Origin of the sequence: Rickettsia endosymbiont of Proechinophthirus fluctus (genome assembly GCF_001602635.1) — a bacterium.
GTDB lineage: Bacteria > Pseudomonadota > Alphaproteobacteria > Rickettsiales > Rickettsiaceae > Rickettsia > Rickettsia rickettsii.
On record NZ_LECS01000004.1, the window covers coordinates 242,976 to 255,866 of the forward strand.

The following is a 12,891-nucleotide window of genomic DNA, read 5'->3' on the forward strand; positions in this document are numbered from 1 at the left end:
AGGAATATTATATAGCTGCCTTCCATGTGCAAGTACGGCTTATGTTTTATCTCGTCAACTTGACGGTGATCCTGATTCTATGGCGTTGATTATAACATTTACTACTTTTTTCTCGGTAGTTACTATATCAATTATTATGTATATAATGGGGTAAATTTACCACGTCATTGCGAGCGACTGAAAGGAGCGTGGCAATCTCAGGAATGTTGCCTGAGATTGCTTCGTTGATGCCTATTGCGTTTGCTCGCAATGACGAAAAACTAAAACAAACAAATAAAACAGGAATTTCTAAAATGGATGAAATGAATAAAATAAATTATGCTGAGGCCCTTGAATATCATGAAAAAGATAAGCCTGGTAAGATCGCTATTTCTGCAACAAAGTCTTTAGTTACTCAGCAAGATTTATCACTTGCTTATTCCCCAGGGGTTGCAGCTCCTTGCCTTGAAATTGCTAAAAATTTAGAGGATGTATATAAATATACTGCTCGCGGTAATTTAGTTGCCGTAATCTCTAACGGTACTGCCGTACTTGGGCTTGGTAATTTAGGAGCTGCCGCTTCAAAACCGGTGATGGAAGGTAAAGCGGTACTATTCAAAAAATTTGCTGATATTGATGCAATTGACTTGGAAGTGAATACGGAAAATCCTGAAGAATTTATTAATGCCGTGAAGTATCTCAGTTATAGTTTTGGGGGTATTAATCTTGAAGATATTAAAGCTCCGGAATGTTTTATTATAGAAGAAAAATTAAAATCTTTAATGGATATACCGGTCTTTCATGACGATCAGCATGGAACAGCGATTATTACCGCCGCAGGGCTAATAAATGCTGCGTATCTTACTAATCGCAAGCTTGAAGATTTAAAAATCGTAGTTAACGGAGCAGGTGCAGCAGCTATTGCTTGCATTGATTTATTAATTGCTCTTGGAGCTGATAAATCAAAGATTATTGTATGTGATACTAAAGGCGTTGTTTACAAAGGACGCCTAGAAGGTATGAATAAATGGAAAGAGCTATATGCAAGTGATACCAAGTTTAGAACTTTAGCGGAAAGCTTAAATAACGCTGATGTATTGATAGGGTTATCGGTAAAAGGGGCAGTAACTAAAGATATGGTGAGTAGAATGGCAAGTAATCCGATTATTTTTGCTATGGCTAACCCTGATCCGGAAATTACTCCGGAAGATATAAAACTTGTACGCGATGATGCGATTATAGCAACAGGGCGATCTGATTATAATAATCAGATTAATAATGTTATGGGATTTCCTTATATTTTTAGAGGAGCATTAGATATAAGAGCTAAGACTATTAATACGGAAATGAAAATAGCTGCAGCAAAAGCCATTGCAGATTTAGCCCGTAGACCTGTACCGGAAGAGGTGTATAAAGCTTATTCAGGGCGTAAGATGGTTTTTGGTAAGGAATATATCATTCCTGTACCGTTTGATCCTCGTTTAATTACCGTAGCAGTGGCGGTTGCCGTTGCTGCAATAGAAAGCGGCGTTGCTAGGGTTAAAGATTTTAGTATAGGTAAATATAAGAAAGAATTAGGTAGCAGATTAAATCCTACTGATAACTATATGAATTTCTTAGCTGAAAAAATTCATAATGCACCGCTTAAACGGATTGTTTTTGCTGAAGGTGAAGAAGAAGAAGTAATTTCTGCCGCTCTTATGATGCGAGACAAGAAATACGGTCATCCGATTATAATTGGTCGTGTTGAACGAATTGAGGCTATGTTAAAAAAGATAGGTCAAGATATTAGCTTAGACGGAATTCAAATAATGAATGCGGCCTTAAGCGATAGTTTAGAGAAATATACTGGTTATTTATATAAAAAACTTCAGAGAAAAGGTTATTTATACCGTGATTGTGCAAAGCTTGTTAAAACTGATAAGAATATTTTCGCTGCTTGTATGTTAGCATGCGGTGACGGTGATGCTCTTCTAACCGGTGTTACGCAAAGTTATATCGATAGTTTAGAAGATATCATGAAAGTCATTTCACCAAAAACTAATCGTAGAATCCTTGGCTATTCAATTATGATTGCTAAAGATAATAATATTATTATTGCCGATAATTGTATTACAGAATATCCAAACAGTTGGGAACTTGCACAAATAGCAACCCAAACTGCAGAAATTGCTAAAAATATGGGAATCACGCCTCGTGTTGCACTTCTTTCTTTTTCAACATTCGGTAATTCTTCTAAGGCAAAAACAGCTCGTATTCGTGAAGCAGTAAATATACTAGATAATTTTAGCAAGGATAAAGAAGAGCTGAGCGGCATGAAGGTAGATTTTGAATATGACGGAGAGATGTCAGTTAAAGTGGCTTTAGATGGTGATTTACGTAAATTATATAAATTTTGTAGATTATCAGGATCTGCAAATGTATTAATTATGCCTGGTTTAAATTCAGCTGCTATTTCTACTGAGTTGTTACAAGAATTTTCGTCAAACAGCTTTATAGGTCCTATAACAAACGGTTTTGAAAAACCCGTTCAAATACTTCAAGCTGCAGCAACAGCTAATGAAATACTAAAAATAGCAACTTTTGCTTGCGTTGAAGCTATAAACGAGGTTTAATTGCTATATCTTTAAAATCAATTAACTTGTGAGAGGTAAAGTAGCGTTGATTACAGAACTTCATAAAAATATACAAGAAATTACAAAAGATTTACGAAAACATGATCCTCAAATACCTGATACCAGTAAAAACCGTTAGCTTCTAGAGAAAATTTGGACGACCTAATACATTCTGATTTAGGACAGCCTGTACGAAATAAACTGCTTTCCTTTGATGAAGAGTTAAAGCAAAAAGTTCAAAGCAGACAAGTACAGGATTTTTTCGAGCCGCAAACAAAGAGTACAGAAGAAAAAATAGATAATCATGCAAAACATATAGAAGAATTAAAGCAAAAACAGAAAGAACTAGAAGAGAGGAAAAAGGGCTTGAAGAAAAAAAAGCTAATTCTAATATGACTAGAGAAGAAAGATGGAAAATCGCTGCAGAATTAGAAACTATTAATAATCAATTTAAGGCTATAGAAAAAGAACATAATACTATTAATAGTGCTTCCGATAGAGAACAAAAGTTTGATAATAAAAATAAACACTTAACTGCTACAAAAAGAGAGCCGATAGCTGCAGGTTTATAGCAACAAGGAGCATTAGCAGCTATAAAACGTATGAAAGAAGAGAAGATAAAGCAGCAGCAAGCAGAAGTTGTTAATCAATCTGCAAAAAATACTCCAACTATGCCTAGCGGTACTATACCGGTGCCGCCTCTAATGCCTGGAAGCGGTATTCATATTCCCCCATCGTCTCCGCCACCATCTATATCAATTCCAAAAACTATAAAAAAAGAGGCAAAGGATGTTGGTAAACAAATGCCTCAAGGAGGAGATCAGCATAAAGAAGAACTAGCAAAGGCTATGAAAGCATGAAGAGCAAAAATAGAAAAGCAAAACTCAGGAAGAGGAAGGTAATTATTATAGTATCATAATGGCTCTTTTTTCAAATTAATTTTCGCTAAAAAATACCTCAAAATAGCAAATCAATTAGAAATCTTCATAGAGCCTAGCGAATTAGAACGATTTTACAATTTAATTGCAGTTTAGCCCAAATTTTATCTGCAGTATATATAGGATAGCCTGTAATTAATCCTAGGCTAATGCAAGCTCTGTCACCAAGAGATAAGCCAAATTGTTCTGTTTCTTTCTTTAAGCGTCCAATTTCTATAGCTTGATCAAAATCTAAGGCTACAATTTTATTTATGGAAGCTGAGATCATTTCTTTACTTTGAAGAAAAGATATGTTCAATTTTTTATCTAGTTCAGCTACTACTTCTGCTATATTTACTGTAGACATAATAGATAACGGTAATAATTCTTCGACCTTGTCACTACCAGTTTCTAAGTTAAATAATGCAAGTAAAGCAGATGAATCTATAATATATTTATTCATTATTAAATTCCTTTCTTCTTGATTCAATTAAAGAGTCAACTAATGATATGTTATCTTTATTTCTAGATTTTACTAATGCTTGAAATTCTTTAATTTTATTTTTTAGAGGAATCAATGTTAATTCTTTATCAAGTATTAGCATTAACTGATCTCCTGAAGCAAGATGTAATTGATTACGAATTTTTGCAGGAATATTTATTCTGCCATTTTCAGATATAGTAACTTTATATTCTAAGTGCATATTTTTAAAACGGTTAAAAATTGAATATATACCAAATATAAAATATTATAATTAAAACTACAATAGTAAAATAAATATAAAAGATTTCTATATTGAAATTATGCTGTAGTGGTTCCTATTTCAAAAAAATCTTATAATGTGTAGACACAAAGAGTAAAAATAGATTAAATTAATTTTCTTTCACACAGCCTAAATAGTTGGTATCATATGCTGTTGCCACAAAAAGAAAATATTATATGTCTAATTCAGCTTTTTTAGTTGCATTTTTTACAACGATTATCCGTTATTATGATTATGCTCTATTCGGTTTATCGGCTAGTATTCTTGCACAAAATTTCTTACCTAATATAGAGCAGGATAAACAACTACTTGTTTTTTTTGCTATTCTTAGTGCAGCCGTTATAGTACGACCTTTAGGGTCCTTAATTTTTGGATTTATCGGAGATAAATACGGGCGTACTAAATCTATCAAGATATCAATGTGTATGAGTAGCATTGCTACTGGATTAATTGCTATTACTCCTTCCTTTGAGATAATAGGTATTTTTGCTACGGTAATACTAACATTATGTCGAATGGTTTTTTTAGCAAGCCTTGCCGGAGAAGTTGACGGAATAAAGGTTTATGTAGCTGAAAAAACAGGAGATAATCAGAAAAATTTAAATATAGGAATAGTTTCATGCTGTAGCCAAATAGGTGCATTACTTGCGGCTATAGCTTATTATTACGCTAGTAATTCCGATATCCAATATTTATGGCGTTTTAATTTCTTTATTGGTGCAATATTTGGTTTATTTGCTATTTTGATGAGAAATTTTTTGAAAGAAAGTAGCGAGTTTTTAAGAACATCATCAAAAAGTACCTTGCGACAAATTATATGGAATAATAAACTATCCGTTATAATAGCATTACTAATAAACGGTGCTATTGGAGGAGTGTATAACTTTTTAGTAATTTTCTTAGGAGTTTTTTTAACAAAAATAGCTCTTATAAATCAGCCTGAAATAAGATTTATGAATATAGCTCTTACTACTACCTATGGAATATCAGCTGTTTTTGCAGGGCTGTTTGCCGATAAAATAAACCCTTTAAGACAGATTACATGGGCTTTATTTGTCAGCATTATTGTTGCTTTAGGAATGCAAATAATGTTATACAAACAAATATTTAATATTCTCTGTCCCATTATATTAATAGGACTTGCAGCATTTTATGCAGTACCACTACAAATTATTGTTCAATCCTTATTTAAGACTAATGTTAAAATGAGGCTTTATAGTCTATCACATTCTTTTGGAGGTATTATTCTATCCTCAACTACTCCTTTCTTTAGTATGTTGTTATGGCAAAATGTTAAGTCACTATCTCTCACTTTAAGCTTTTTCATATTTTTGCTTATAATATTAATGAGTACAGTGTTGGTTTTACGTAGGATGTTATCCTCACAACAGTAAAGTCTTGTTGCATGGCTTGAAAAACCTACTCAATGTCATCCCCGCGAAAGCGGGGATCTAGCAAAATAACTTCAATATTGATATATTTGACAAAATAAACACATAAAACACTTGTTTTTTTATGTGTTTTACTGGAGTCCCGCCTCCGCGGAAATGACATAAACGAGCCATGCAACAAGACTAAAAAACAAGAATAACATCAATTGCCTTATATATTTCTTCCGTCTTTACTGCAACCTGTAGGTTTTATGCTAGGACTACTTGAAGATTTGGAGCTTTGCTGTGCTTGTGTCCCAATTTGCTGCGCTTCTTTGCTAAGTTTTCAAATTTGTCTTTTAAGTTTTTGTATTGCCTTTTAGCTTTAAATCGTGAGTTATTTCGTTAATATTCAATTTTTCAGGAGTTGGATTATATATAGGCTCTTTAGATTGAGTATGTTTAGAATGTTCTATTGCAAATGTTGTACGAGGTCTTATTAGTTCATTCTCTTTTCCTATACCTTTCTGTTTTTTTCCCTCCCATTTATCCTATCCCGCCGGTGATGTCCAGTATCTTGTTGTTTTACTATCAATGCCTTTTTCAAATTTGTTTATTAAATTTTTGGTACTATTCTCTTTAATTTCTTTACCTCGATTTTCAAACTCAAAATTTTTCTTAGGAGTTATATAGTCAGATTGAGTATTTTCATGTTGTTTTTCTACAGTCTGTTTCTTTTCTTCTATCCAGTATTTTTTGATTTTGCTGTCAGAGTCTGCTTCAAATTTTGCTATTCTATCTTTTATACCGGTAACTGCTCCTGTAAATATTTTAGGTTGATTTTGGGTTGATTGCTTAATATGTTCCGGAGATGTATTGTTAGATAATTCATAAGTCAAAGATTCTAAATTAGATAAATTCTTTTAAACTTTTTCTATATTGGAATTTAAATATTCTATTTCGGGTCCTTTATATTCCATTATATTTTTTAATGTGGTATTAATTTCTACACAAGATGCTTTAATCTCTTTATTAAATTTATCATCATTATTACTTATCTTACTACAATTAGTAGAAATTTTTTGAAATTTATCTACTATATCATTAATTCTCTCATCTTGTTGAGAAGTCGATACCATACTTGCTAAAAATTCACTTCTTCCTAAATTTCTATTAACATTATTTCAATATAGAGGTATGGTAGAGACTTTAGTATAATCTTGTGGAAATTTATCGATCTCTTCTTTAAACCTCTTTAAGAACTTTATTGTATCATCGAATATAGGATGAGTATTCCAGGAAAGAGCAGGAGGAGTCGGTATTGTTTCCTGCATTGGATGAGTTATTGCCTCAACTTGTTTCGGGGATGTATCTTTAGATAGCTTTTCATTTTGTAGCTCAGATATATAATCATCTACTGCTTCTTTGAATTTATCTGAAACGGTACTATTTTGGGCAGGAGGCAGTATTCCGGTGTCATCCCACTCTCAATCAGTATCAGTAGTTAGCATTCCAGTATCATCCTGCTCTAAAGCGATATTATCGCTTCTACGCTCCTCACGAGGATCAGTTAGCTTTATAGTAATTTTTATTTAGTAAACGAGGAACACGTGAATTGTCGCTCTTTTCATATTCCTTAATTTCTTCAAATATACCTAGTGTCTTATAAATATTATCTATTTCTTCTTGAGTAAGTCTTTCATTGCTTACTTCTTTTTGTTGGATAGATTTTTGTAGTTCTTTTGTTACAGTTAACTTATCTTTTGCTATATTTGAATTTGATAAAATTTTCGCTTGTACTAAATCAAGAGCTTCAATTAAATTAGTAGCGCTGCTTTTTCCAAATGTGGTAGATAATTCTTCTTGACTTGAGGCTATTCCTGAATCAATAGAAGAAGATCTAGAAACGGTATTAGATTGAGGATTAATATTTGCCTGTTGTACATAAGATTTGCCGGTATCTATTAATATTTTATCAGTGAATTGTGCTAGTTTATTGAATGAATTTTCTAGTTTTGCAAAAAGTTCTGTTGAGGAATGTACTATTGCCGGTGATAACTGAGGTATAGAATCTTCAGGTATAGTTTCTAAAGAAGGAGAATATTTACCTGTTTCTTTTTGTAGTAACGATGCATTTTGCTTGATTAAATTTGATATAAATTTATTTGCTAATTCTTTAGATAATATATCAATCTTGTTATTGTTATTACTTCTGGCATATAAGACTAGAGCCTCCTTTATATTTTGCGAGATATTATCTTAACAACATCTTATATTGTAAATCTAATTCGCTTGAATTATTAGTATTACGGAAGTAATTTTTATTTACTGATATACTTTTTGCTGAGTATATTTTTAGAAGCTTCTATAAGTTCTTTTTCCCCTGTCGCTTCTTTATTTTTTAACTTCTCAAATAAATTTTGTAAACCATCTGAAAAATCCCAGGCATTATCAAGGTATAAAAATTTACTTCTTATAATCTCTTGCACTGTTTGTTTCTCTTGCATTACTCCTAGAATGATATTTTTATCTAATGAATTAATCACATCATAAAAATTTTTCATTTCATATAATTTTTCTCTAGGCTCTTTTATTTTTTGTAATCTCTCTCTGTAATTCTTGAAATTTATCCAATTCATGTTGTTCAAGAAAAAATCCCTCTATTTTTAGTATTAGGGCTTTCTCCGCTACTTAGGATTTTATTGCTAGCTGCCTGTAATCTAGATGATTGATGAGCGTTGATATTATTAATCAAACCTAAAATTTCTTTTGATGTCTTATTAAATTCTTCATTATTAGTTGGCTTTTTGATTGTTTCTTGAAATGCTTCCCTTAACTTGATTATTTCTTCTTTAAGGCTAAGTTCTACTTTTTGTTGACCGTGTGTTATAGCTTGTTTGTTTTTTGTGAGGTAAGTACTTTTTATCTTGCTTTATATTTAAGCTCTTTTCCCCTACTTTCTGAACAACTTCTTCCATCAATTGCAATAAATTAATATTGCCCTTTATTTCTAGTTCTTGCTCATTAGTGATCGGTAATGAATTACTTAGTCTTAATCATGCTGAAAAATCTGAAGGGGATATTAGGATATCAAGTTGAGCCTTTGTTTTTCTACCTTTTCCGTCTTCCTTAAAGCCTTCAACTTTACCAATACTAATAGGTAGATTTTTTAAATAAATTTCTACCCTGTATATTTTTATCATTTGTTACTTTGAAGTGAGCTTGTTGTTGAGAAACATACGGTCCCGGCGTTCTAGGGTCTATTTTGTTTATTAGAGCTTCTATAAAATTAGTTGTACGTGTTATAGCTAGTTTATCTGTTTCTAAAATATTATTTAAATTAGTATTTTTTATTACATAAAGATTTCTTATTAACCGGTCTAATTCATTCTTATGTTTCATAATTTCCCTCTATTAATAAAAATAAACCAAAATGTAATACCATTTATGTTCAATTAACAATACTAATAATTAGTATTAATTCAATATTTTAAATCTTGTTGCATTTGTGCTTCAATAATATAATTTTATCATTTATTTTATCGTCTCAATGAGTTTTTTCACTCCCTCGACTGATTTATCAAATAGTGCTTTTTCCTCTGCGGTTAACTGCAGTTCTATTACTTTGAGAACACCTTCTTTACCGATCATAATAGGCACTCCGACATATAAATCATGTACGCCGTACTCACCTTGTAAATGAGCGGCACAAGTTAGAATCTGACGTTTATCTTTTAAATATGACTCAAGCATTTCTATTGCTGAGGTTGCAGGAGCATAATAAGCAGAACCTGTTTTAAGTAATGCAACAATCTCACCGCCGCCGTTTCTAGTACGATCGATTATTTTTGCAATATTTTCATGACTTGATAAGCCCATTTTTATCAAGTCAGGTATCGGCACGCCTGATATTGTAGAATATCTTGCAAGAGGTACCATAGCATTGCCGTGACCGCCGAGAACCATGCTATTAACATTGCTAACCGATACTTTAAACTCTTCAGCAAGAAAAAGATTAAATCTTGATGAGTCAAGTACTCCTGCCATACCGATTACTTTATTGTGAGGCAATCCGCTTTCTTTAAGCATGACATATACCATAACATCAAGTGGATTGGTAATTACTATTACAAAGGCATCAGGAGCATATTTTTTAACATTTGCTGCAACCGTTTTCATAATACCGGTGTTAATGCTAATTAAATCGTCTCTACTCATCCCTGGTTTTCTTGGTAAACCGGCAGTAATAATTATGGCATCAGATCCTTTAATATCTTTATAGTCGTTTGTGCCTTTTATTTTGATATCAGACCCGGCTATTGTACCGGCTTGCATGAGATCCAATGCTTTTCCTTGCGGTACTCCTTCAGTCACATCAAATAACACGATATCGCCGAGTTCTCTAAGGCTAATTAAGTGAGCAAGTGTACCACCTATGTTACCGCTACCTATTAATGAGATTTTTGGATTTTGTTTCATTACTCCCTCTACAAATATTAAATATGCCTATTACTATATTACAAATAGATTCAAGAAAAAAGAATTTTTAAATTATATTGTTAATTGGTTAATTCATAAAAATTAACCATTCACATTGACTTTATTAAAATATATTAATATAACGTAATGTCGAGTCAAAAATACCATGAAACCTGGAATTTTAATAAAATAACTAAAAAAAATAATTATGCCTAAAATTTCTAAGTTAATAAATATTTTTAATCTTGTATAGGAAAGGGGAGTAATGCAAAAGAATGTAAAACCGCTCCAGAAATGTTTCATGATTTACGTATTAGTATTAACAATAGTCTTAATAGTAAAACAGTAAAGATGTTAGTTTTGATACGGTAGATAGCCCAGAAAACAAAAGTACCCTACATTATGTAACTGACTTAGCAGACCTTAAAGAGTGACTGCAAAAAGGTGTTGATCTTAATATACAATATGAGAATGGTGATACTGCTTTAGAGGTTACAGGTAATTTTAAAAAAGCCAAAATGTTACTTGAATATGTCGTAGCTTAGTAGAAAACAAAATTATTCTTTCACTATTAATGCATAACAATGCTAATCTAATTTTACAAAAGCAAATTTAGTAAGATAATGTAAAGAACCGTATGAAGAGGCAGAGCGGTTAATAAAACAAATTGAAAAAATAGAGAGCTTAATATATCAAAGTAAAGAAGTAGAGACGTTAAGAATATATGTTGACAGATTACAGAGCTTAAAAAATAAATATGAAAAAGCAAAGGATAGTAGCCAAGCTGTTTTAAAGATAATATTAGATTATATTAAAAATCAATAGAGTGATGGTTTAAAAGCTCAACTTGTTATTATGATCAAAATCTAGGGTTAATCGAAAATTATTTGGAAGTAGCTCAAGAAAATGTAGTATATAAGTGCTTGGATGAGGCTTTTGATTTGCTTGATCAAGGATTAATAGGAGAGGATGTTCAAAATACAGTAGTTTGATTCATAGCATCAAGCAATTTTTGAAAAGCACTGGTCATTTCTGTTCAGCATTGTATACATGGATTGTTTTATATCGTTCCCGTGTAGGCGAAAATCTAGTAAAACCTATAAAAATTTGTTTTTTAGGTTTATTTTTTTAATAAATAACTTCTATATCGATATTTGAAGTTATTGTGCTAGATCCCAGATTTCGGGCCTTGTTGCGTGGATCAATTTTCCCGATGTCATCCCGCGACTTGATCGCGGGATCCAGTGAAAAATACTAGAATTATTAGTATTTTTTATTGTTTTTATGGATCCCGTGGTCAAGTCACGGGATGACACAGGGGATTGTACTGGTCTACGCAACAATATTGAGCTACGAATGACATCGTACGCCTTTTCTGAGTTATGCAACAACGCCTACGTAGCTCATGAAGATTATAGGTATCAACGCAAGCAAGCCTTCGCAGGAATGGATATCCTTATCAACGTTGTATCATCTTATGATAATATTTTGATAAAACTTTCACGCCATATAGCCATAATAGACATACGATAATAAAACTAAACATCAATAAACCGGCTATGTCGTTATGTATGGCGTTCGGGAAAATACTAAAGGATATGAATTGAATAATAGCACCTATTGATTTACCGATTTTAGCACCCATAACATCAACTGCAGCTTTACCTTTGGTCTTCATTTCACTATCGAGCGGAATATATACCATTTCTTTGGTAGCATCAAAAAGTGAATATTTTACGGATTTAGAAAGTACATGCCAAAGTCCGCCGATAAAAACTATAACGACAAGCGGTGCACTATAGCCGAGAGTACTTACGATATTTCCTAGGTGATTTTCAAAAACCGTGAATGAAAAAAACATAACACCTGCTCCAAACATCATAATCGGTGTTATAATAGCTCCCCAAAACCAGCCGCATATTCTAATTAAACTACTGCCTAAAAATGCACTAACTAATGTGAGTATTCCCGTCCAAAAAAACACTTTACCGTGATAGGCTATAAAATCCTTTGTAGCGGGATAGAGTTGCTTTACTTTGGACATCCATAATCCTTCTATTAGGCTAATACTCATAGAATAAGACATTACAAGAAGACAAATAAAACCGAGATATCTAGAAGTTAATATTACTTTTGCACTGTCGACCAAGCTTAATTTTAATATATCTGTTCTTTGGTTTTTAAATTTAATGTTTTTGTCAGCTTCTACTACTGATTTATCAATAAGCTTATGAAGAGCTAAACAAATTAATCCGGATATTAAAATAACCGTAATAAATGATTTTAAAAGAATTTCATTTGTATCGTTTAGATGAGAAAATAAAGGTAATAAGAAATGCTCACTCTTAGCAAAATAAATAATTACGGTTCCTGAGATGAGTAAATTAGTTTGTCCGAATAAAGTAAAAAATGAGTAAAATCTTGGTGCTTCTTCGACTTTGGTAATTTTATTTGCAAGCTGCCAATATAAAAGCGTAAAGACTATAACCGGCCATAACTCTCCCATTATATAAAATAATACCAAACTCCACTGTCCCCAAATTATTAAAAACCATTTTAAGTGAGGAAAAACAGTGATATAGTGCTTAATTAATGTGGGATCGGGATGAAAAAACTCTCTATACGGAAATAAAATAAAACCAAAAATTGTGAAGAAAAATAAAAAAGTACCGGTAATTATCCTAAAAACTTGCTCTGTTGTCATAATATTACAGAGTTTAGAATAAAAAATAACAAATAAAATTCCCATCGGCATTTCGCCCCAAAG

14 protein-coding genes and 2 pseudogenes are annotated in these 12,891 nt (G+C 32.1%); 6 read left to right on the top strand and 10 right to left on the bottom strand.

Features of this window, described 5'->3' with window-relative positions; translation table 11 throughout:
• The 5 genes and pseudogenes from BG75_RS09690 to BG75_RS03130 form a co-directional block, all read left to right on the top strand.
• A pseudogene (locus tag BG75_RS09690) lies at nucleotides 1–154 on the top strand (AEC family transporter); the annotation flags it as partial.
• 139 nt (nucleotides 155–293) lie between these two features.
• Nucleotides 294–2,594 carry an NADP-dependent malic enzyme gene (locus BG75_RS03115; RefSeq protein ID WP_062811871.1) on the top strand — a complete coding sequence of 767 codons (2,301 nt, stop codon included), beginning with the start codon at nucleotides 294–296 and terminating at the stop codon, nucleotides 2,592–2,594.
• A 153-nt stretch (nucleotides 2,595–2,747) separates the two neighbouring features.
• Nucleotides 2,748–2,990 (top strand): hypothetical protein, encoded by a 243-nt coding sequence (locus BG75_RS09695; RefSeq protein WP_252903613.1) that lies wholly within the window; start codon nucleotides 2,748–2,750, stop codon nucleotides 2,988–2,990.
• Nucleotides 2,987–3,166 carry a hypothetical protein gene (locus tag BG75_RS09700; protein ID WP_062811412.1) on the top strand — a complete coding sequence of 60 codons (180 nt, stop codon included), beginning with the start codon at nucleotides 2,987–2,989 and terminating at the stop codon, nucleotides 3,164–3,166. The genes BG75_RS09695 and BG75_RS09700 overlap by 4 nt, the downstream gene beginning before the upstream one ends.
• 30 nt (nucleotides 3,167–3,196) lie before the next feature.
• Complete coding sequence (locus BG75_RS03130; RefSeq protein ID WP_062811413.1) at nucleotides 3,197–3,454, top strand: hypothetical protein; 258 nt, start codon at nucleotides 3,197–3,199, stop codon at nucleotides 3,452–3,454.
• Nucleotides 3,455–3,587: 133 nt separating this feature from the next.
• On the opposite strand, the gene BG75_RS03135 is transcribed toward BG75_RS03130, so the two are convergent.
• A complete protein-coding gene (locus tag BG75_RS03135) occupies nucleotides 3,588–3,974 on the bottom strand; it encodes a type II toxin-antitoxin system VapC family toxin (protein WP_062811414.1) in 387 nt (128 codons plus the stop codon).
• Entirely contained in the window at nucleotides 3,967–4,215 is a 249-nt protein-coding gene (locus BG75_RS03140; RefSeq protein ID WP_017443105.1) for an AbrB/MazE/SpoVT family DNA-binding domain-containing protein, read from the bottom strand. The genes BG75_RS03135 and BG75_RS03140 overlap by 8 nt, the downstream gene beginning before the upstream one ends.
• 236 nt (nucleotides 4,216–4,451) lie before the next feature.
• On the opposite strand from BG75_RS03140, the gene BG75_RS03145 reads away from it, so the two are divergent.
• Nucleotides 4,452–5,669: an MFS transporter gene (locus BG75_RS03145; RefSeq protein WP_062811415.1), complete on the top strand. Its 1,218-nt coding sequence runs from the start codon at nucleotides 4,452–4,454 to the stop codon at nucleotides 5,667–5,669.
• A gap of 208 nt (nucleotides 5,670–5,877) precedes the next feature.
• On the opposite strand, the pseudogene BG75_RS07240 reads toward BG75_RS03145, so the two are convergent.
• The 8 genes and pseudogenes from BG75_RS07240 to tlc2 all read right to left on the bottom strand — a co-directional run.
• Nucleotides 5,878–6,061: pseudogene (locus BG75_RS07240) on the bottom strand (hypothetical protein).
• Between the two features lie 135 nt (nucleotides 6,062–6,196).
• The gene (locus BG75_RS03150; RefSeq protein WP_062811416.1) at nucleotides 6,197–6,544 is read right to left on the bottom strand and encodes a hypothetical protein; all 348 of its coding nucleotides are present in this window, start codon (nucleotides 6,542–6,544) and stop codon (nucleotides 6,197–6,199) included.
• A 24-nt stretch (nucleotides 6,545–6,568) separates the two neighbouring features.
• Entirely contained in the window at nucleotides 6,569–6,784 is a 216-nt protein-coding gene (locus BG75_RS03155) for a hypothetical protein (RefSeq protein WP_062811417.1), read from the bottom strand.
• Between the two features lie 45 nt (nucleotides 6,785–6,829).
• Nucleotides 6,830–6,979, bottom strand: coding sequence for a hypothetical protein (locus BG75_RS08210; protein ID WP_156468967.1), 150 nt, complete (start codon nucleotides 6,977–6,979; stop codon nucleotides 6,830–6,832).
• Nucleotides 6,980–7,966: 987 nt separating this feature from the next.
• The gene (locus tag BG75_RS03165) at nucleotides 7,967–8,284 is read right to left on the bottom strand and encodes a hypothetical protein (protein WP_156468968.1); all 318 of its coding nucleotides are present in this window, start codon (nucleotides 8,282–8,284) and stop codon (nucleotides 7,967–7,969) included.
• Nucleotides 8,285–8,798: 514 nt separating this feature from the next.
• Entirely contained in the window at nucleotides 8,799–9,047 is a 249-nt protein-coding gene (locus BG75_RS03175) for a hypothetical protein (protein WP_252903614.1), read from the bottom strand.
• Nucleotides 9,048–9,179: 132 nt separating this feature from the next.
• Complete coding sequence (gene mdh, locus BG75_RS03180) at nucleotides 9,180–10,124, bottom strand: malate dehydrogenase (protein WP_062811418.1); 945 nt, start codon at nucleotides 10,122–10,124, stop codon at nucleotides 9,180–9,182.
• 1,459 nt (nucleotides 10,125–11,583) lie between these two features.
• On the bottom strand, nucleotides 11,584–12,891 hold a 1,308-nt coding region (gene tlc2 / locus BG75_RS03185), incomplete at its 5' end, for a nucleotide exchange transporter Tlc2 (protein WP_252903615.1).

Coding starts and splice junctions, on each gene's coding strand:
- BG75_RS03135 (WP_062811414.1), bottom strand. CDS start 3,974: ATGAATAAATATATTATAGATTCATCTGCTTTACTTGCATTATTTAAC.
- BG75_RS03115 (WP_062811871.1), top strand. CDS start 294: ATGGATGAAATGAATAAAATAAATTATGCTGAGGCCCTTGAATATCAT.
- BG75_RS03155 (WP_062811417.1), bottom strand. CDS start 6,784: ATGGTATCGACTTCTCAACAAGATGAGAGAATTAATGATATAGTAGAT.
- BG75_RS03145 (WP_062811415.1), top strand. CDS start 4,452: ATGTCTAATTCAGCTTTTTTAGTTGCATTTTTTACAACGATTATCCGT.
- BG75_RS03130 (WP_062811413.1), top strand. CDS start 3,197: ATGAAAGAAGAGAAGATAAAGCAGCAGCAAGCAGAAGTTGTTAATCAA.
- BG75_RS03140 (WP_017443105.1), bottom strand. CDS start 4,215: ATGCACTTAGAATATAAAGTTACTATATCTGAAAATGGCAGAATAAAT.
- BG75_RS09700 (WP_062811412.1), top strand. CDS start 2,987: ATGACTAGAGAAGAAAGATGGAAAATCGCTGCAGAATTAGAAACTATT.
- mdh (WP_062811418.1), bottom strand. CDS start 10,124: ATGAAACAAAATCCAAAAATCTCATTAATAGGTAGCGGTAACATAGGT.
- BG75_RS03175 (WP_252903614.1), bottom strand. CDS start 9,047: ATGAAACATAAGAATGAATTAGACCGGTTAATAAGAAATCTTTATGTA.
- BG75_RS03165 (WP_156468968.1), bottom strand. CDS start 8,284: ATGAATTGGATAAATTTCAAGAATTACAGAGAGAGATTACAAAAAATA.
- BG75_RS08210 (WP_156468967.1), bottom strand. CDS start 6,979: ATGCAGGAAACAATACCGACTCCTCCTGCTCTTTCCTGGAATACTCAT.